17 protein-coding genes are annotated in these 18,707 nt (G+C 58.0%); 7 read left to right on the top strand and 10 right to left on the bottom strand.

What is annotated here, in order from left to right; genetic code table 11:
• Window positions 1-266: 266 nt before the first annotated feature.
• Complete coding sequence (locus QNI81_RS00180; RefSeq protein WP_283966999.1) at window positions 267-1,817, top strand: phospholipase D family protein; 1,551 nt, start codon at window positions 267-269, stop codon at window positions 1,815-1,817.
• A 52-nt stretch (window positions 1,818-1,869) separates the two neighbouring features.
• Here the strand turns inward: QNI81_RS00180 and QNI81_RS00175 are convergent, their stop codons facing one another.
• The 9 genes from QNI81_RS00175 to QNI81_RS00135 form a co-directional block, all read right to left on the bottom strand.
• Window positions 1,870-3,177: a cytochrome c peroxidase gene (locus tag QNI81_RS00175; RefSeq protein ID WP_283966998.1), complete on the bottom strand. Its 1,308-nt coding sequence runs from the start codon at window positions 3,175-3,177 to the stop codon at window positions 1,870-1,872.
• Window positions 3,177-4,184: an aldose epimerase family protein gene (locus QNI81_RS00170; RefSeq protein WP_283966997.1), complete on the bottom strand. Its 1,008-nt coding sequence runs from the start codon at window positions 4,182-4,184 to the stop codon at window positions 3,177-3,179. The genes QNI81_RS00175 and QNI81_RS00170 overlap by 1 nt, the downstream gene beginning before the upstream one ends.
• Complete coding sequence (gene xylA / locus QNI81_RS00165) at window positions 4,185-5,495, bottom strand: xylose isomerase (RefSeq protein WP_283966996.1); 1,311 nt, start codon at window positions 5,493-5,495, stop codon at window positions 4,185-4,187.
• Complete coding sequence (xylB, locus tag QNI81_RS00160; RefSeq protein ID WP_283966995.1) at window positions 5,492-6,943, bottom strand: xylulokinase; 1,452 nt, start codon at window positions 6,941-6,943, stop codon at window positions 5,492-5,494. Before xylB ends, xylA begins: the two co-directional genes overlap by 4 nt.
• Window positions 6,944-7,269: 326 nt before the next feature.
• The gene (locus QNI81_RS00155) at window positions 7,270-7,530 is read right to left on the bottom strand and encodes a hypothetical protein (RefSeq protein ID WP_005608901.1); all 261 of its coding nucleotides are present in this window, start codon (window positions 7,528-7,530) and stop codon (window positions 7,270-7,272) included.
• A 187-nt stretch (window positions 7,531-7,717) separates the two neighbouring features.
• Window positions 7,718-9,064, bottom strand: a complete 1,347-nt coding sequence (locus QNI81_RS00150) for a TrkH family potassium uptake protein (protein ID WP_283966994.1) — start codon at window positions 9,062-9,064, stop codon at window positions 7,718-7,720.
• A complete protein-coding gene (locus QNI81_RS00145; protein WP_283966993.1) occupies window positions 9,061-9,747 on the bottom strand; it encodes a potassium channel family protein in 687 nt (228 codons plus the stop codon). Before QNI81_RS00145 ends, QNI81_RS00150 begins: the two co-directional genes overlap by 4 nt.
• A 183-nt stretch (window positions 9,748-9,930) precedes the next feature.
• Window positions 9,931-12,030, bottom strand: coding sequence for a TonB-dependent siderophore receptor (locus tag QNI81_RS00140; RefSeq protein ID WP_283966992.1), 2,100 nt, complete (start codon window positions 12,028-12,030; stop codon window positions 9,931-9,933).
• A 140-nt stretch (window positions 12,031-12,170) separates the two neighbouring features.
• Window positions 12,171-13,034, bottom strand: a complete 864-nt coding sequence (locus QNI81_RS00135) for an AraC family transcriptional regulator (protein WP_283966991.1) — start codon at window positions 13,032-13,034, stop codon at window positions 12,171-12,173.
• Window positions 13,035-13,296: 262 nt separating this feature from the next.
• Here QNI81_RS00135 and QNI81_RS00130 point away from each other — a divergent pair, with 262 nt between their 5' ends.
• The 6 genes from QNI81_RS00130 to QNI81_RS00105 all read left to right on the top strand — a co-directional run bounded on the left by QNI81_RS00130 (window position 13,297) and on the right by QNI81_RS00105 (window position 17,246).
• On the top strand, window positions 13,297-13,911 hold the full coding sequence (locus tag QNI81_RS00130; RefSeq protein WP_005608890.1) for a ribonuclease D: 615 nt from the start codon (window positions 13,297-13,299) through the stop codon (window positions 13,909-13,911).
• 70 nt (window positions 13,912-13,981) lie between these two features.
• Entirely contained in the window at window positions 13,982-14,581 is a 600-nt protein-coding gene (locus tag QNI81_RS00125) for an LptA/OstA family protein (RefSeq protein WP_114961884.1), read from the top strand.
• Between the two features lie 3 nt (window positions 14,582-14,584).
• Entirely contained in the window at window positions 14,585-15,082 is a 498-nt protein-coding gene (locus QNI81_RS00120; protein WP_283966990.1) for an LptA/OstA family protein, read from the top strand.
• Window positions 15,082-15,840, top strand: a complete 759-nt coding sequence (gene lptB, locus QNI81_RS00115; RefSeq protein ID WP_005608879.1) for an LPS export ABC transporter ATP-binding protein — start codon at window positions 15,082-15,084, stop codon at window positions 15,838-15,840. The genes QNI81_RS00120 and lptB overlap by 1 nt, the downstream gene beginning before the upstream one ends.
• A gap of 322 nt (window positions 15,841-16,162) precedes the next feature.
• The gene (gene hpf / locus QNI81_RS00110) at window positions 16,163-16,726 is read left to right on the top strand and encodes a ribosome hibernation-promoting factor, HPF/YfiA family (RefSeq protein WP_005608877.1); all 564 of its coding nucleotides are present in this window, start codon (window positions 16,163-16,165) and stop codon (window positions 16,724-16,726) included.
• A 55-nt stretch (window positions 16,727-16,781) separates the two neighbouring features.
• The gene (locus QNI81_RS00105) at window positions 16,782-17,246 is read left to right on the top strand and encodes a PTS sugar transporter subunit IIA (RefSeq protein ID WP_005608874.1); all 465 of its coding nucleotides are present in this window, start codon (window positions 16,782-16,784) and stop codon (window positions 17,244-17,246) included.
• Window positions 17,247-17,266: 20 nt separating this feature from the next.
• Here QNI81_RS00105 and QNI81_RS00100 read toward each other — a convergent pair whose 3' ends face one another.
• Complete coding sequence (locus tag QNI81_RS00100) at window positions 17,267-18,703, bottom strand: sulfotransferase family 2 domain-containing protein (protein ID WP_283966989.1); 1,437 nt, start codon at window positions 18,701-18,703, stop codon at window positions 17,267-17,269.
• Window positions 18,704-18,707: the final 4 nt, after the last annotated feature.

Here is an 18,707-nt window from a genome sequence, read left to right as displayed (position 1 = left end):
CGCCACTCAAATTCTGTCTTTGCGCCGCCTACAATGGCATTCGACCCTTTGCTCCCTGACAACAGGCACTGCGAGACCCGATTACGCCAGACATTTATAACATAAGGAAATCATAAATTTGATTGCGGTGGAACTGCAGACCCCCTCCTCGAACATTAATACAACCCCGAGACTGCCCTGATATGCCCCAAGGGAGACATCTGCCTATATTTGGACTATCAAAATAAGGATGCAGGACATGTGATATTCGGTGCTAGGTTGAGGTCATGAAACGCTTTTTTCGAAAACTTGCTGCCCTTGGTATTTTGTTGGCCGTGTTGGTCATGCTGGCACGAATTGCATTCCCCCTGCCTGACCTGTCAGATCGCCCCGCAAGCAACGCAATTGCCGCCAATCGCGACACCCAGATCGGTGCCGCCGTGACACAAGCCAGTGCCGCTCATAGTGGTCAGACAGGTATCATCGCGCTGCAAAATGGTCATGACGCTTTGGCGAGTAGAATTGAACTTGCCGCGGTCGCTGAACAGTCCATTGATGCGCAGTATTACATCTGGCACAATGACACCTCCGGGATCATGTTGCTCGGTGCGTTACTGGATGCCGCAGCGCGCGGAGTTCGCGTGCGTTTGCTCTTGGATGACAATGGTGTGCCCGGACTTGACGACATCATGGCCACCCTGAACGCACAGGACAACTTTGAAATCCGGCTCTTTAACCCCTCGACCGTCCGCCAGCCCAAACTCCTTGGATACGCCTTCGATTTCTTCCGGATGAACCGACGGATGCACAATAAATCCTTCATTGTGGATGGGTCGGTTGCGATCATCGGTGGACGCAATATTGGGGATGAATATTTCGACGCCGGTGCAGACAGCTTCTACATCGATATGGACGTGCTGGCAGCAGGGCAGGTTGTGCCGGAAACCGCTCAGGTTTTTGATGAGTATTGGAACAGCGCATCTGTGTTCGAGCTAGAGACAATCGTTGATGGCACAGGTGATCTACCCGCGTTTGAGGCGCGCGTTACGGACGTGATGCAAAGCCCAGAGGCACTCACCCTCATCGGCAATATTCAAAACAGCGCGGATCGATTTGCGCGAGGGGAAATGCCGATGGAGTGGACGACCGTTCAACTGGTTGCAGATGACCCTGTTAAAGGACTGGGAATAGCCACCCCTGACCAGTTGATGATCAGCCGTCTCGGCGAAATTTTGGGTGAGGTCGAGAGGCGCATGGACGTGGTCTCAGCCTATTTCGTGCCCGGACGCAGGGGGACCGAGTATCTCGCAGATTTAGCCACCGCCGGCGTTGATGTACGCGTGCTAACCAATGCGATGAATACAACCGACGTCCTAATGGTGCATTCTGGGTACACGCGGTACCGGCGGGCGTTGCTCGAAGCGGATGTATCGCTCTATGAGTTGAAACTGCGCGGTGAGATGTCTCCTGAGGCTGACATGCAAGTCAAACCCTTCGGGTTGTCTGGCGCCAGTCTCCACGCAAAGACATTTGCGGTGGATGGGAAGCGTATTTTTATCGGATCGTTTAATTTCGACCCGAGGTCGGCAATCCTGAATTGTGAAATGGGCTTTTTGATTGAAAGCTCCACGCTCGCCAGTCGGGTGAATGCGGGCTTTGATGGTCCTTTGGAGACGATTACCTATCAGCCCGCGCTCACGCCCGAGGGTAAAATGGTGTGGCAAGAACCGCTGAAGGATCAAGATACCGTTATCTACCAAGAAGAGCCGGGCGCGACGTGGTTTCAGCAAATCGCGATTGCAGTGATCGGAATATTGCCGGTGGAGTGGCTCCTGTAGGGCCCCTCCTCACCGTAGGTGTCGCTGCGGTAGAGGGTAAAGGCAACTCCGTTCAGCGATCCACGCGCAACCCGCTGGGAACGCTATCGGGCACCCCGAGCCGCCCCGCTGCCGCGTCCTCATCTGTCAACGCCCGCAAAAAGGCCACAATATCAGCCACTTCATCTGGCGTAAGTGATATCGGCGGCACGTCCACAGCTGCGATGAGCGCAGCGCGTTCTTGTGCGTTTTGTTGAATATTCCAATCTTCCGCCCCGTCCAGATTGGGAAGTATGGCTTCTGTTGTATCATACCCATTTAAGGACTGCTCAGGCGACATGTGGTGCTGCACCACCCCCTCCAGCGTCGTAAAAGCACCAGAATGGCCATATGGCGCAGTGAGGCTCACGTTTCGCAAAGAGGGCGTGCGAAAGGCAAAGGAATCCTGTGATTTGCCAGTGACGCGGATGCGGCCTTCGTCGCGGTTGTGGGGCTCGAACCGAGCCGCTTTGCCCGGCCCAATCTGCGGCACCGCCAGCGCGTGAAAATCATGATCGGTCTGAAACCAGCCGGAGTGGCACTGGCTGCAATTGGCCTTGTTGTAAAACAGCTCCATTCCGCGCGAGGCGGGCGCAGGCAGATCGCCCTGCCCCAGCATATAGGCATCAAAGGGGCTCATATCGGCGCGCCACTCGAACCGTATAAAATCCGCCAGCACATTGCCGATGTCGGCAAAGGTGATGGGCGCGCCCTCCCCCAGCACCGCATCAAAACCAGCGCGATAGGCGGGGATGGCCTCGACACGTGCGGCGATCCGGTCCCATGCGCCGCCGGGCGTGGACAGTTGCCCCAGCCGCACCGCCTCTGCGACCTCGTTTTCCGAGTAATGCCCGGCCATTTCATCGGCGGAGAGCACCGGGAACATGGCCTGTGCGGCAAGCGCGTCGTCAAAGCCCGCAACCATATCATCGCCCAAGGGGGTGCGGATACCGCCGGGGTGGTCGGGGTGATCCTCCAATCGTCCATCGTGAAACATCACGGTGAATTCCGGTGCACCAAGGTTCCACAGCCCCGGCGCATTCCGCGGGATGCGCTGTTCCGGCAGGTTGGCGGGATCAGCGCGCCGGTCGGGGCCGAGGCCGATGCCGCCCTCGCCCAAGCCCAGCGACAGACCGTCGCCGGTGCCAAAGCGCGGGTGGTGGCAAGTGGCGCAAGAGATGTTGCGATTGCCCGACAGGATCGGGTCGTAGAACAACAGCTGCCCCAGCTCCACCGCCGCCATATCCGGTGCCGGGAACTGCGGGCGCGGGCCAAGGTCAGGGCGCATCTCCGCCTGTGCTGTCGTGGCTCCAAACAGGGCAAGCGCGATCATCCGGTGCATCAGACCCACCCGAATTCAAGGCGCAGGCATTGACGGTAGGGTTGATCCGGGGTCGCGATCACGCTGGGAAACTGTGGCAGGTTCACCGCGTTGGGAAAGCCCTGCGGCTCAAAACAGACACCCATGGCGGGGCCGATCTGCTGTCCTGACAGAGCACCGGACTGGGGCGGCAGGGCGGCGGCAGTATAAACCTGCGCGCAGGGCTGATCGCTGACGATCCGCATTTGCAGCCCATCCGGTGCGGTCAGTGTCGCCACCGGCAATTGCGGATCACGGCAGGTGTCGAACACAAGTGCCACATCGCTGCCCCGGTGCTCCGGGTCGAGGTCGGAAAAACTGCGCCCCAGCCGTAAGTCATGATGGCTGCCATCCAGCGCCGCGATTTCACCGGTAGGCACATTGGCGTTGTCCAACACGAGAAAGCTGCTGGCGTCCACCTGCAAGCGGTGATCGCGGATCGGCTGCGCGCCACCCGTCAGGTTATAATAATTGTGCTGCGCGAGGCTGATCGGGGTCGGTGCGCTGACTTCGGCCCGCATGTCATAGGTAATCTTCAACCCCTCAAGCGTGACGGTCAGCGACACATCCACTGCGCCGGGAAACCCCGCCTCACCATCCGGTGAGTGGTAGCGCAGGCGCGCGCTGGCATCAGAGAGCAGCTCAAGCTCCCAACATACATGAGAAAGCCCCTGTGCGCCGCCATGCAGCAGCGTATCGCCTTCATTGGCATCAAGTTGGTAGCTCTGCCCATCGAGCGCAAAGCGCGCGTTCTTGATCCGCCCGGCCACGCGGCCCGCAATCACGCCGAGATAGCCCGGGTTGTACAGATAGGCGGCCGGGTCCTCAAACCCGAGGATCAGCGGGCGATTGCCCTGCAAAAGACGCAAATCGCGGGTCACGGCACCAAAGTTCAGCAGGCTGACGGAGAGGCCCGCGCTATGCAGCCGCGCCTCTTTCAGCATGTGGCCTTGGTGGAGGCCGTGATCCACGATCTGCGCGTTGCTCATTCAGACAAACCGGTTGATGACGTTTTCCAGATATTCCTGCCGCCCGGACCGGGGTTTGGGGTTGATGTCTTCGGCTTCTACCCGGTGTGCGATGTCGTCCAGTGACAGCTTGCCCGAGAGCATATCCTGCGCGTCGTCCCGCTGCCACCCGGCGTAGCGGTCGGTGACAAACTGATCCAATGTGCCGTCCTCGATCATCGCCGCAGCGGCCTTGAAACCGCGCGCACAGATGTCCATGCCGCCGACATGCGCCATCAGCAGATCCTCCGGGTCGATGGACTGGCGGCGCAGCTTGGCATCAAAATTGGTGCCGCCCGAGGTAAAGCCGCCGTGTTTCAGGATGTGGTAATAGGCCAGCGCCACCTCCGGCGTGTTGTTCGGGAACTGATCGGTGTCCCAGCCGGACTGGTAATCGTTGCGGTTCATGTCGATGGAGCCAAAGACGCCCAGCGCCTGCGCAGTGGCAATCTCGTGCTCGAACGAATGTCCTGCGAGGATTGCGTGGCCCTGCTCCAGGTTCAGTTTGACCTCGCCTTCCAACCCGTGGCGCTTGAGGAAGCCATAGACGGTCGCCGCGTCGTAGTCGTACTGGTGTTTGGAAGGCTCCTGCGGTTTCGGCTCCACCAGGATCGCCCCCTTGAAGCCGATCTTGTGTTTGTATTCGACCACCATGTTGAGCATCCGGCCCATCTGCTGGTCTTCTTGCGCAAGATCGGTGTTCAGCAGCGTTTCATAGCCCTCGCGACCGCCCCAGAGCACGTAGTTTTCGCCGCCGAGACGATGTGTTGCGTCCATGCAGGTCTTGATGGTCGCCGCCGAGAAGGCAAAGACATCCGGGTCCGGGTTGGTCGACGCCCCCGACATGAATCGCGCGTTGGAAAACAGGTTGGCGGTGCCCCAGAGCAGTTTGACGCCGGTTTCTTCCTGCTTTTGCGCGAAATACTCGACGATCTCATTCAGGTTACGGGTGTTTTCCGCAAAATTCGCCCCCTCCGGCCGCACATCCGCGTCGTGGAAACAGTAGAAGGGCGACTGCAACAGGGTGAACATCTCAAACGCCACATCGGCCTTGAGCTTGGCCGCCTCCATCGTGTCCTTGAACCACGGGCGATCAAAGGTCTGGCCGCCAAACGGATCGCCGCCCGGCCACACGAAGTTGTGCCAGTAGCAGGTGGCAAAGCGCAGATGCTCTTCCATCCGTTTGCCGAGGATCACCTCGTCGGGGTTGTAGTGGCGAAAGGCCAGCGGGTTGGTGCTGTCTGCGCCCTCATATTGGATTTTGGAAACGTCGCCAAAGAAGCCGGTAGTCATGTCATCAGTGCCTTCATGTTGGGATAGAGCGCGCGATACCGGGCGTATGAGGCGTCATAGGCCTCGGCCAGGTCGCGGCGTGGATCAATGGTGTGGGCGATGGGCGGTGCAGTCATCACGGCGGAAATGTCGGCGCCGGTGGCTGTCATCGCCAGACGGGCGGCGCCCAATGCTGCGCCAAACTCGCCCTTGTCGGGAATGTCGAGGGACACGCCAAGAACGGTCGCGAGGGTTTCCACCCAATAGGGCGACCGGGTGCCGCCCCCCACTGCTAGCAGGCGTGTGAGGTTGGTGTCGGTGCCCTTGAGCGCCTCAAGGCAATCGCGCAGGGCAAAGGCCACGCCTTCCATCACCGCCTGTGTCAGCTCTGCCGGGCCATCGCCAATATCAAGCCCTGCAAGCGTGGCGCGAATGCGGGCGTCGTTGTGCGGTGTACGCTCGCCAGAAAGATACGGCAGGAACGTCACCGAAGACGGACCCGTGACCTGATCCGGCAACAGTCCTGCCAGCGTCGCCGGGGTCTGCCCAAGCGTGCGCGACAGCCAATTGAGACAGTCCGTCGCCGCAAGGATCACCCCCATCTGATACCACGTATCCGGCACCGCGTGGCAGAAGGTATGCACAGCCGAGGCCGGATCAGGTCTATAAGCAGATTTGGCGGCCAAGAGCACGCCGGAGGTGCCAAGGCTCACAAAGCCCTCACCCTCACGGAAACACCCGGCCCCGCAGGCGGCAACCGCGTTGTCGCCACCGCCCCCGGCGACAACCACCGGGCCGTCGATGCCCCATTCATCGCGAAGCGCGCCACGCAGATCGCCGCTGGCGACGGAACCTTCGACCAGGTCGGGCATCTGGTCGCGGCGCATGCCGGACACCTCCAGCAGCTGTTCCGACCAATCCCGCGCGCCCACGTCGAGCCATGACGTCCCGGCGCTGTCTGACATGTCAGCGACATAGGCGCCGGTCAGCCAGTACCGCAGGTAATCCTTCGGGAGCAGAACCTTGGCGACCTGAGCAAAGATCTCCGGCTCATGCGCCTTGACCCAGGCCAGTTTCGGCGCGGTGAAGCCGGGAAACACGATATTGCCCGACAGATCCCGCACGCCTTCGGTACCATCCAGCTGGGCCGCCTCTGCAGCCGAACGCGTGTCGTTCCACAGGATACAGGGGCGCAGAACCTTGCCCGCCGCATCCAGCAGAGTGGCCCCGTGCATGTGGCCGCTGAGGCCGATGCCGCGCAGCGCGGCGAGCTCGGTCGGGTGGTCCCGACGCAACGCCGCAATCGCGGTCTGGCAGGCAGTGATCCAGTCCTGCGGGTCCTGTTCGCTCCATCCCGTACGTGGGTGCGAGACCCCATAAGCTGCATCCGCCACGCCAATGACATTGCCACCCTCATCGGCCAGCAACGCGCGCAGCCCCGACGTCCCCACGTCAAGACCAAGAAACATAAGATGTCCTCCCAATCGCCAGACGCACACGCCTCTCATGATCGTGCACATATTTATTTCGGCTAATAAAATAAAAACAGGTTTGGCGCGGGCTGTCAATCGGCGAGCAGACAAACAGGTGCATCGACTGGACCAGTGGCCAGCCGGTTTAAGATCTCTGATTTTGAGGGAAGGAGGGCCTGACCATCTCGCAAAGCATCGCTTGTGGAATCAGTTTGCCTCAGCACGTGGCGCGTGGGCGGGCGTCATTAACAGCACGCCAATCAAGATCCGCATCTTTGCGGGAACGCCTGCGGAAGCATTCTCCGCAGGCGCATCGTCGTCGCTCAGGAATTCATTTCTTCCAGTAGACCATCGTAATACTCGCACACTTCGGACAGATCCTCGGCGTTCTCGAACATGGCGGATTTCTCCATCATCTCGGTGGCCACTTCCTGCATGCGCTGCGGATCCTTGGCTGCCAACTTCTGCAGACCTGCGTTTACTTCCATGGATTTCGCCTGTGCGAGTTCCGCGGTGCACTCCTCAGCAAGAGCAGGTGCGGAGAACGCAACGGTCAGTGCGAGTGCGGCAAGTTTCGTTTTCATAACAATAGCCTATAAATCAGTGGTGATAGTCATGCGCCGGTCAATCCGGGCCGCGCTCACCTACTCAGATCGCGCAGGGCGTTCCAGCCCAGAAGCAGGCTCAACCAAAAGAGGAGCGAAATTCCGCCAACTGTGGCAGGAAACCGCCGCACCCTGACGGTGGAATGCGGCGAATTCAAGGGTGTGTTTAGCCGAGATACACATCGCCTTTGGGATACCGCACCCGTGGCCTGCTGTGGGTCGCAAGGAAAAACCCAAGCGTCAGAGGCCCAACTCGGCCCAGGAACATGATCGCGATGATCACCGCCCGGCCAAAGCCATCAAGTTCCCCAGTGGCACCGCGCGAAAGACCAACGGTTCCAAAGGCAGAGGTCGCTTCGAACGCAAGGTCCAGAAACTCTTCGTCATGAGAAATCGAAATCAAGAAGATCCCCGCCAACACGATGAATATGCTGATGGTGGTCAGCGCCATCACTTTCATCACATCCTCCACCCCGAGGCTGCGCCCAAAGACATGCAGCGCGGTTTGGCGGCGAAAGAATGCAACAGTGCCGATCAACAGGACGATGAGCGTGGTTACCTTGATACCACCCGCCGTGGAGGTGCTGCCACCCCCCACCAGCATTAGCGACATGGTCATAAGCGTGGTGCTGTCGTGCATACCGCCAGTGTTGATTGTGTTGAAACCGGCTGTGCGCGGGGTCACCGCTTGAAACCAGCTGGCCCAAAGGCGACTGGCTGTGTCCGGAAAACCACCAAGCGTCGCCGGATTTGTCCATTCAAGCGCGGCAAAACCCACCCAACCCAAAAGGATCAGCGACAAGGTACCCGTCAGCATCAACTTACTGTGGAGATTGAGCCGTTGCCACGACCGCGCCCGCACCAGATCCCCCACCACAACAAAGCCCAGCCCCCCGAGAATGAACAGCGCCGGGATGGTCAGATTGATGATCGGGTCATTTACATAACCCGAAAGGCTATCGGAATAGAGCGCAAAACCTGCGTTATTGAAGGCTGAAATGCTGTGAAACACCGCATGCCATAACCCCATCGGCCAGCCTAGGTCCGGCACAAACACAAAAGACAAAATTGCGGCTCCGGCCAGTTCGCACACCAATGCCACCAGCATGATTGTCCGCACGATGATCGCCAGCCCGCCAAGGGAACGCTGGTTGAGATCTTCACGTAGCACCAGCCGTTGCGGCAAGCCGACCGGGAGGCCCAGCGCCGACAACAAAAGGACCGCAAAAGCCATCAACCCCAACCCACCGAGCTGGATGAGCAAGGCCAAAATAACCTGCCCGATCAAGGTAAGATCACTGCCGGTATCGACAACCGCCAGCCCCGTCACCGTCACAGCCGAGGCAGATGTAAAAAACGCATCGCCAAATCCGACCGCACCAGTATGCGACATTGGCATCCACAAGAGCAGTGCCCCGACAAAGATGCTGGAAAAGTAAAGAAGAGCCAAAATCAATGGCGGCGGCAGTCCACGCTCAACCGGCGGAGCGGTCTTGATTGTGGGGCGTTTCACGACAGGCTCGCTGCAAAATTGCGCAGGTCAGAGCGTTTGCCCAGCAGGATCAACAGATCATCCTGCGCAAGGGTACAATCAGAGCCATCCTGACCGAGAAACTCAGTCCCGCGCATCACGCCGATGCAGCGTAAATTGTGGCCAGAGGCGTAGTGGATATCCACCAGTGCCTTGCCTTCCAGCGACTGCGGGATCTTAAAGTTCACCACATGATAGCCATTTCCAAGGCTGACATAATCACGCACCAATGGGTTGTGGAGAACCTGCGCGATATGCATGCCCACGTCGACCTCGGGATGGATGATCCGGTCCACCTTCAGTTTACTGAGGATGCGGTGATGAGTCTTGGTGGTCGCCTTGGCCCAGACCACAGGCACACCGATGGTTTTCAGGTTGATGGCCGCAAGGATGGAGGCCTCCAGATCCGATCCCATGGCGACCAGCGCCACGTCACAATCCGCAATCCCGGCCTGTCGCAGGGCAAGATCATCACGGGCATCGATTATTAGGGCTTGAGACAGCTCATCAGCGCATTGGCTGACTCGAGCTTCGTTGCAGTCCACCCCAATCACATGATTGCCGAAGCGGCTCAATTCTCGGGCGACAGTGGTTCCGAAGTTTCCAAGACCCACAATCACGAAGGTCTGGCGTCGCTCCGCGCTTTTGCGTTTGGCAGTTAGCATGCGCGTTTTGCTCTCTGTGGCGTTGCCGGCTATGTCCGGCGACTCTTGGACAGAGCAAAGCCCTACGCGCTTGGCAAGCCTTTCTGACGGCTGTTCACTGACATTCCCTCAGGGCACATCTCATCACAAATACAAAAGGAGCGCCCAAGCGGACGCTCCTTTAAATCTGGTAACATGTTGTAATCAAAAGGAATTCACCAACGTCAGGGTTGCCTCACGACCGCCCCCATAAGAACAGACATAGGCCGTTTGGCACCCAGTCACATATGCATCATCTGCAAGGTTGGTGATCGCCAGACGCATATCTATGCCATTGTTAAAGCCATAACTGACATAGGCATCATAGAGTGTGGCACTTGGAACCTGCAGCGTATTGGCGGCATTTGCCTGACTGGTACCGCGATGACGCAGACCTGCGCCGATACGCAATCCATTCAACTGCGGTGTGCTAAATTCATACTCTGCCAAAAGGCTCAACTCCAGTTCCGGCACCAGTGTCGGAGACAGCCCGATCAGGCTGGAATTGCTGTCCGCAGTGATCTCTGCATCAAGCTTGGTTGCAGCACCGCGCAGATGCAGACCATTGCCAAAATCATAGGCTGCTTCCAATTCCACCCCGCGCATGCGCACTTCTCCGAGTTGGTCAAAAGTCGGCCATGCGCCCGTGACCACGTTTTCCTGATCGATCTGGAAAATCGCCCCGGCGAGGCTGAAATTCCCCCCCGCGGGAATCCACTTGAACCCCAGCTCAAGCTGGTTGCCCTGCTCGGGCATGGTAACGCCGTTCGCGGGTGAGGAGATCAGCGGGTTAAAGAAGCTCGCATAACTCAGGTAGGGCGTGAAACCATTGGCAAACTCATAAGCTGCGGCTGCGCGATAGGAGGTCTCACTATCGGAGCGTTCAAACCCGGCGCTACCGTCTTGTTTTGTTTCCACCCAGTCGTGGCGAAGGTTCCCGGTAAGGATCAGGCCGCTCGCAAAAGTGATCTGGTCCTGCAGATAAAGACCAACCTGTGTCTGGGTGGTCAGCGCGTCCTGATACACCGAGGTCACGGGCGTGCCCGGCGCGGTGGGGTTCACCACCGTGTTGGAGCCAAAGCCAGAAGCCTGAACTTCGTCCAGTTGGTAGCGGCGTGCATCCAGACCAAAGAGCAGATTATGTTCTGCACCGCCGGTGCTCACGCGACCGAAATACCGGATATCCGCCTGTGCACTACGTACAGTGGTGTCATGCTCAAAGGCGATCAGGCTGAGGGTGCCATTGGGGTCCGCTGGTTGCTGTGCATAGCCTGCATAGCCATAGGGGTAGTAATAAGACTCCTCAACCGAGGCATAGCCCAAGCGCGTAATCCCGGTCAGGGTAAACCCATTGGCGAACTCATGCTCAACGATTGCAGAAACGGTAGCCTGATCGCGGCGATAGCTGTCCCAGTTGGGGTCGGAGAAGTTGGCGTCAGGGTCGATAAAGCCAAATTCTGCGGTGGGCACGACAGTGCCATAATAGGGCAGAAAGGTGCTGCCGTTATGTTGCTCATCCGCCTTATGGAGATTTGCGAGCAGGGTAATTTCAGTGCCCGTATCAAGCGCCATTTTGAAGCCACCCGCCAAGGTGCCACGCCAGCCGGAATTCAGATCGTCATAATTGTCACCCGCCTGCAAACGCCCGGTTAGGCGAAAGGCACGATCCGCGCTCAGGTCCTCGCCATAGTCAAATGCCAGACTGCTCTGCCCCGCATCATTGATACTAAGAGACAGTTCGCCCACATGTCCGCCCGGACGTTTGGACACGTAATTCAGAATACCACCGGGATTAGACCCCCCATATAGGGCCGAGGATGGTCCGCGCAGCACCTCGATGCGCTCCAGTGTGTATGGATCGATAAAGAAAGATCCGAACGCAAACGCGAGGTTCTGGGCATTGTCGAGGTAGACTCCGGTCTGGTCGGCCTGAAAGCCGCGCACGCGAATCCAGTCGTAGTCCTGATCGTTGCCGAAAACCTCTGTGGTTACGCCTGCGGTGTAACGCAGGGCTTCGCTGACTTGCGAGGCGGAAAAGGTCTCAATCTCTTGGCGTCCCAATACCGAGATCGACTGCGGCACCCGGTTTACCTCAAGTGGAACCTTGCCGCCCGTTGCCGTGAGTGGATTCACAGTCCCATTGACCGGTCCGGTGGCGCTTTCGGTATAGGCTACGTTGATGTCCTGTAGAACAATGACATCCTCATCTGTCGTCTGAGACGATGCGGATGTTGCACTACACAGGAGGAGGGCTGTGGCCGACATGCAGAACACATCCGACCTGAATAGAGTTTTTTGCACTGGCATGGGGCGCCCCTGTTTCGTTTCGATACGCTAGGCCCGTGGCCTGCGGTTTCCGAAAACTGTGGTCCGTGGGGCGGGCGGGTGCGGTTCCATAGATCAAGTCAGGAGGCGCGGTCTTGTAGGATCGGCGCAGAAACTGATTGGGTTGGTTCATTCATCCAATCACTGGGCACCTGCCCGGTCAGGGATTTGAACACCCGGTTGAAGTGCGCCTGATCCGCAAACCCTGAATGCAACGCCACCTCGGCAAAGCTTTGCCCGCTCGCAAGCTGCGCTTTGGCATGCTCGATGCGTTGCGCCAAGACCCAGCGGTACGGCGACAGGCCAGACGTGCGGCGCATCACGCGGTTGAGCTGGGTGCGTGACAAGCCGACATCAGCGGCCATGTCATCAACTCCGATCTTACGGTCGAGGTTTTGACGGACATACCCCTGCAGGCGACCCACCACATGCGTATCTGAGACAATCTCGCGTTGCGTCGAACGCTGATTGAGAAGCTCCAGAATAATGCAATCAGCAAGTTTCTCGCGCAGCGGCTCCGGTCGGTCAGGGTCCGCCAGCATTTGAACCAGAGGGCTGATGGTGCGTAAATCGCGCAGGAAGAATGGGGCAATGGTTTCGGGCGGACGCCCCATCAACCCATGCAGCCGATCCTGTGACACATGGATATCCATGTGGCGCAACGTGCCGGGTTGCGCGATCTTGCTCCAGACCTCCATGCCTGCGGGGACAAAACAGGCGGCGCAATGCTGCAGATCACCATCTCGGGTCTCGCTCAGTGGGATGCGATACCCATCGCGCATGATCACAAAACGGGGATGGCGTGACACGTAATGTCCGCCCGCATGAGCGCTGTTGCGGACATGCCAACAATCCACCGCTAAGCCGTCTGCGGTAAACGTGCTGCTGTCAGAAAGCGGCGTAAAGCCATGAATGGCAGCCATCATGCGGGGGTGAAAACTCATAACATCCTCAGACCTTACAGGTATTCGCGCAGACAATGAGGCGCGAGAATACGATCAACAGGCTGGACTGAGGACTCAATCTGGCTGCCTGACATTAGCATTTCACGATATCCAACACCACAGGGAGCAATGCATCGGGCGAGAATGGGATCGAGATGCGCGCTTTCCCCCTGTTCCGGAGGGGCGAGCCTGTTGAGTTCACCATCCAAAGCGCCTATGTCGATCTCAATTCACAACACACAGCCAGATCAGGGACCGCGACGTGGCCACGCATCTATACCAGAACGACCTTCCGGATTCTGTCGATCTGGGCCCCGTGGTTGCCATTGACTGCGAAACCATGGGTCTGAACCCGCATCGCGACCGCCTGTGTGTGGTGCAAATGTCGGGCGGTGATGGAGATGCGCATCTGGTGCAGATCAGCAAAGATCAGACCGAAGCACCGAACCTGACCTCAATGCTGACCAACCCGGATGTGCTGAAGCTGTTTCATTACGGTCGGTTTGACATTGCCGCACTTTACCACCGCTTTGGCGCACTGACCGCGCCAGTTTACTGCACCAAGATCGCCAGCCGATTGGTACGAACCTACACCGACCGTCATGGGCTGAAGAACCTGACACAGGATCTGCTGGGACAGGATATCTCCAAGCAGCAGCAGATGAGCGACTGGGGTGCGGACACACTCACTCGGGCGCAGATGGACTATGCGGCTTCGGATGTGTTGCACCTGCACCGGCTGCGCGACGCGCTTGATCTACGGCTGGCCCGCGAAGGGCGCAGCGATCTGGCGCAAGCCTGTTTTGATTTTCTGCCAACACGCGCACGACTGGATCTGGCTGGCTGGCCGGATACCGATATTTTCGCCCATTCCTGACGCCATCTCGCCGTATCACGCATTTAGTGCGGCATTAATAGCAACACGATAACAGAGAGGAGACACAGCCATGGATCGCTATTCACGCGTCGTCTCTTATCTCAAGGTTGCGCTACCGCTGGCCGCACTGGCGCTCTTATCGACGTTGTTTTTGATTTCACGAACCATCAATACCGACCCCTCGATCCCATTTGCGGATTTTGAGCTGGAAAACCGGCTGCGCGGCCAACAGGTGACCGCTCCCTTCTTTACCGGCACGACGGCCACCGGGCAGGAAATTACCATTGCCGCCACCAAGGCGTTGCCCGGTGGTGGCGGTGAAGGGGCCTCTGCCAGCGACCTCGAAGCGGAGATCCTCACCACCGAGGGCCGCCGTATTCTGATGCTCTCGGACAGCGGCTCCATTCGCCCGGATCAGGACAGCGCCGTATTGATGGGCAATGTGCGGATTTTAACCCCCGATGGAACCCGTGTTGAAACCGAGCGGTTGAATGCACAGCTCAGCGGTCTGGAGGTGATCAGCCCCGGCGCTGTCACCGCGGAGGGGCCAATGGGAGATTTTAGCGCCGGAACAATGCGGATCTTCACGGATTCGAAGAACGCCCCGGTACATATAGAGTTCACGGAAGGCGTAAAGCTGGTGTACGATCCTGCAAAAGTAGAAAGATAACCCGTGCGACGACTGACATTTGTTATTCTCTTTGGTTTGACAACCCTTGTGCATGCCCCCGCCCTGATGGCGCAGGGGACAGGTGTATCCTTTGGGGTACTGCAGACGGACACGTCGCAACCTGTCGACATTACCTCCGACAATATGAGCGTAAATCAGGAAGATGGCTCTGCATTACTGACCGGTAGCGTGTTGATCATTCAAGGCGAGATGCGCCTGAGTGCGGACAATGTTCTGGTGGTCAGACGGGCTGAGGGCAACGGAATCGAACGCCTGGAAGCACGCGGCAATGTGTTGCTGGTCAGCGGCGAGGATGCCGCCGAGGCGCGCGAGGCCGATTACACCATCGAGAGCGGCACCGTAGTGATGCGCGGCAGTGTGCTTTTGACCCAACAGGGCAATACGCTGGGCGCAGAACAGATGACAGTCAATATCACCACCGGAAACGCCACACTGAGCGGTCGCGTCCGTACCACTCTTCCGGGCAGTGGCGGCAACTGATGGCCAAACCAAAGTTAGAAGTCACCTCCGGCTCGTCCGGGCTGCGCATTGAAAAGATGCGCAAGAGCTATCGCAAACGCGTGGTGATCCGCGACGTGTCGATGGAACTCAACCGCGGTGAAGTGGTGGCACTGCTGGGGCCGAATGGCTCTGGCAAGACCACCAGTTTTTACACCATCGCCGGGCTGGTCTTTCCTGAGGCCGGGCGGGTTACGCTTGACGGCCAGAATGTCACCTCATTGCCGATGTATCGCCGCGCGCGCATGGGTATCGGCTATCTGCCGCAGGAAATGTCGATCTTTCGCGGCCTCTCAGTCGAGGACAATATCTCGGCGGTGTTGGATATCGCGGTCTCTGATGACCACAAACGCCGTGAACGCCTCGAAGAACTGCTGTCGGATTTCTCTATCGAACATCTGCGCCGCGCCCCTGCGCTGGCACTGTCGGGGGGGGAACGCCGCCGAGTGGAGATCGCACGCTGCCTTGCGGCTGATCCAAAATATCTGCTTCTTGATGAGCCTTTTGCGGGCGTTGACCCGATTTCTGTCGGCGACATCCGGAATCTTGTGGCGGACCTCAAGACGCGGGGCATCGGCGTATTGATCACGGACCACAACGTTCGCGAAACGCTGGAAATCGTCGATCGGGCCTATATCCTGCACGACGGGCAAGTACTGATGTCTGGCAGCCCCTCTGAGGTAGTCGAGAACGAAAACGTCCGGCGGGTCTATCTTGGTGACAACTTCCGCATTTCCTGACCTTGGCTGTGTCCACTGGTCTTTGGGCATATAATGGCGGTCATACGATCACTTAACGCTCTCATTTGGCGAGGGCTCGCCGACAAGTTGTCTACCCCCGCAAAATGCACGCTGAATTGCATTGACTCCGTGCGGGCTTTGTCATCGAATTGACGTATGGCACATGTGCAACCCGCTGCAGTCTACCTGGCAATCCCGATTTCGGGGTACCGCTTTCTGCATGCTGCATATTGTGCCCATCCTTCCTGGCGATCCTGAAACAGACTGTGCACACACTTCGCACCCTGCTGTGCGGACCCAGGCAACACAAAAAGGAGATCACATGCGTTACAAAGTCAGCGGAAAACAGATCGACATCGGCGAATCTCTGCAAACTCACGTAGAGACGGAGCTGAGTGCGGTCTTGGAGAAATACGCAGGCCGACCGACTGATGCTCAGGTCGTTTTCTCCCGCAACGCGCATGAATTTGTCTGCGAAGCAATCGTGCACCTGTCCACCGGGCTTACCTGTCAGGCAAAAGCTCATGCTACTGAGATCTATGCGTCTTTTGAGGCCTGCCTTGAAAAGATGGACAAACAGCTACGCCGTTACAAGCGGCGGTTGAAGGACCATCACCGCGATCGGGCCGAGCCGGTTGAACTTATGGGGGCTAGCTCGTATATCCTCGCGTCTGAAGAAGTGGAATCCGACGTGGAGCCGGACTCGCTGCAGCCCATTATTGTGGCGGAGATGGAAACCAAGATCCCATCACTGTCGGTGGGTGAGGCCGTCATGCAGATGGAGCTTGCTGGCTCCCCCGTTCTGGTGTTCCGCAACGAAGGTAAAGACGGACTGAACGTGGTGTATCGGCGCGAAGATGGCAACATCGGCTGGATCGATCCCTGATTGAATTGCGAAGGGGCCAGGATAAGGCCCCTTCACCCCGAATGGAGCAGTGGCAATGCAGATTTCGAACATCCTCAAGCAGGAGGCCGTCCGTGTTATCGGAGCGGCGTCGAGTAAAAAGCGCCTGTTTCAGGAAGTGGCTGAAGTTGCGCAAGCAGCCTACGGGTTAAAAGCCCAACTCACTGTCGAAGCGCTTCTCGATCGAGAGAGCCTCGGACCAACTGGTGTGGGACATGGCGTCGCCCTGCCCCACGCACGCCTCGACGGGATTGATCGCGTTGTTGGTGTCTTTATTTCCTTGGAAAAACCACTGGATTTCGGCGCAGTGGATCGCCAACCCGTAGATATTGTCTTTGCCCTACTCGCACCGGTAGATGCGGGTGTTGAGCACCTGAAAGCCCTTGCTTTGGTGTCACGGACCCTACGTGAGCAGAGCTTTTGCACCAAATTGCGGGCCAACCCGGACCCGGCGACCTTGCATACTATTCTCACTGAGAGTCAGTCGGTTCAGGCCGCTTAGATCGGCGACCTGATCAGGTATCAGCCCTCGGGTCGTGCCCAATCCTCAAAACCGAAGGTCAGATAGTCGCGCGCATAAACCGCGCGACAAAGAGCTTCGAGCTTTTCATCATAAATATCAGCAAGTGCAATGGGCCGATCATCAGGCACAGGTGGCACATCGCCCGGAGCCATTCGTCCGAGCTTGCGTGCCAGCCACGGTAAATCCTCTGCCAGTTCATCCTCACGCAGGATTAGATCAGGAGCACCAAGGTCTGCAAAACCGCTGATAATCTGCGCCTGACTGGCCCAGCGCGCGTCCACTCTGATCGCTGTCTGCCCGGCGAGATTGGCCTTGAGAAAGGTCAGGAACTGCTCGAATGCGGCGCGATGCATCGGGCGGGTATAGCTCTCATCCGGGTTTTCCTGCGGGATCTCGAGATTAAACTGCCGCCGCAGCGTATTTCGGATCTGTTTCATCGTGCCCGGACCGCGCGACAGAATCTTGGTGCAAAAGACATCATGCGCACGCGCCAAAGGGTGACGCACTACGGTAAAGCTGCGATAGCCCGGGTTGCTATGTCGCCATTGCCGCAACTGCTTTTGGTTCATCCCGGTGATCAGCCCATCGGCAGAAACTTTATCAAGCCCACCCATCCAGTTGGTCACATGCGTCTCCAGACCATTGCGGACGGGCATATAGAGGATCGGCGTTACCACACCCGCGACATATCCCGGAACGGCAGGCCCACGGCGCGGTTCAAAATTCGGGGTGCGTGTCAGGTTAAACCGATCCATTCCCGAAAGCGCACCGATCATTTCGTCCGGGTTTTTGACCTTAGAGATCACTGGCGCCGGGTTCTGGCGCTTCAGCTTGTCATCCAGCGCATCTAAGCGCGCAGGAACCCCCAGCCACGCCGCCAACCCGTTCATTACATCAAGGTCCTGAAGATCCTCATAAGCGATATAAAACGCAGTCTGGCCACTGCGTTGCAGATGGTTCAACACAGCGACCTGAAACTCCTGCAGCCGATCTACGTGTTCGCCAAATTCCTCGACATCAAATATGGCTTTGGCATCTTTGCGCCGCTTAACATTGGTAAGCTTCCACTGCCCTGTGGCCTGCGCGATCTTCCACGACACATAACTATCGAGCGGATTGCGGGTCAGGATGATCTTTGCCACCTGCGGATCATCAAGGATCGTATCAAGGATGCGGGGATCGTGATCATGAAAATAGCGGAATCCGCCTAGGTCTGCGTCATCACGGATCGCCGCCAAAAGCTGGTGCGGGTCATCCTCGCGCCCCTGTTGCGAGATGCCAAGGATCTCTGTGGAATTGGGGTAGCCGATGAAATGCGGGTTAAATGCCTCGCCATGGCAAGTCACCCCCTCAAGCGCATTGAGGTTCGCCTCGAGAAAATTCGAACCGGTGCGCATTTCTGCAAGCACAACAAAGGAGCTAAAACTGCCGGACATCTGG

It is taken from the genome of Tritonibacter sp. AK171 (assembly GCF_030127025.1).
Classification (GTDB): Bacteria; Pseudomonadota; Alphaproteobacteria; order Rhodobacterales; family Rhodobacteraceae; genus Epibacterium; species Epibacterium mobile.
The sequence above is the reverse complement of the archived record's forward strand: the minus strand, read 5'-3'. Positions and strand labels throughout refer to the sequence as shown.

What these genes read in the sequence shown, in the direction of transcription:
- QNI81_RS00135 (WP_283966991.1), bottom strand. Translation starts at nt 13,034, where the DNA reads ATGAGTTTTCACCCCCGCATGATGGCTGCCATTCATGGCTTTACGCCG.
- QNI81_RS00140 (WP_283966992.1), bottom strand. Translation starts at nt 12,030, where the DNA reads ATGTCGGCCACAGCCCTCCTCCTGTGTAGTGCAACATCCGCATCGTCT.
- xylA (WP_283966996.1), bottom strand. Translation starts at nt 5,495, where the DNA reads ATGACTACCGGCTTCTTTGGCGACGTTTCCAAAATCCAATATGAGGGC.
- QNI81_RS00145 (WP_283966993.1), bottom strand. Translation starts at nt 9,747, where the DNA reads ATGCTAACTGCCAAACGCAAAAGCGCGGAGCGACGCCAGACCTTCGTG.
- QNI81_RS00105 (WP_005608874.1), top strand. Translation starts at nt 16,782, where the DNA reads ATGCAGATTTCGAACATCCTCAAGCAGGAGGCCGTCCGTGTTATCGGA.
- lptB (WP_005608879.1), top strand. Translation starts at nt 15,082, where the DNA reads ATGGCCAAACCAAAGTTAGAAGTCACCTCCGGCTCGTCCGGGCTGCGC.
- xylB (WP_283966995.1), bottom strand. Translation starts at nt 6,943, where the DNA reads ATGTTTCTTGGTCTTGACGTGGGGACGTCGGGGCTGCGCGCGTTGCTG.
- QNI81_RS00180 (WP_283966999.1), top strand. Translation starts at nt 267, where the DNA reads ATGAAACGCTTTTTTCGAAAACTTGCTGCCCTTGGTATTTTGTTGGCC.
- QNI81_RS00175 (WP_283966998.1), bottom strand. Translation starts at nt 3,177, where the DNA reads ATGCACCGGATGATCGCGCTTGCCCTGTTTGGAGCCACGACAGCACAG.
- hpf (WP_005608877.1), top strand. Translation starts at nt 16,163, where the DNA reads ATGCGTTACAAAGTCAGCGGAAAACAGATCGACATCGGCGAATCTCTG.
- QNI81_RS00125 (WP_114961884.1), top strand. Translation starts at nt 13,982, where the DNA reads ATGGATCGCTATTCACGCGTCGTCTCTTATCTCAAGGTTGCGCTACCG.
- QNI81_RS00155 (WP_005608901.1), bottom strand. Translation starts at nt 7,530, where the DNA reads ATGAAAACGAAACTTGCCGCACTCGCACTGACCGTTGCGTTCTCCGCA.
- QNI81_RS00100 (WP_283966989.1), bottom strand. Translation starts at nt 18,703, where the DNA reads ATGTCCGGCAGTTTTAGCTCCTTTGTTGTGCTTGCAGAAATGCGCACC.
- QNI81_RS00170 (WP_283966997.1), bottom strand. Translation starts at nt 4,184, where the DNA reads ATGAGCAACGCGCAGATCGTGGATCACGGCCTCCACCAAGGCCACATG.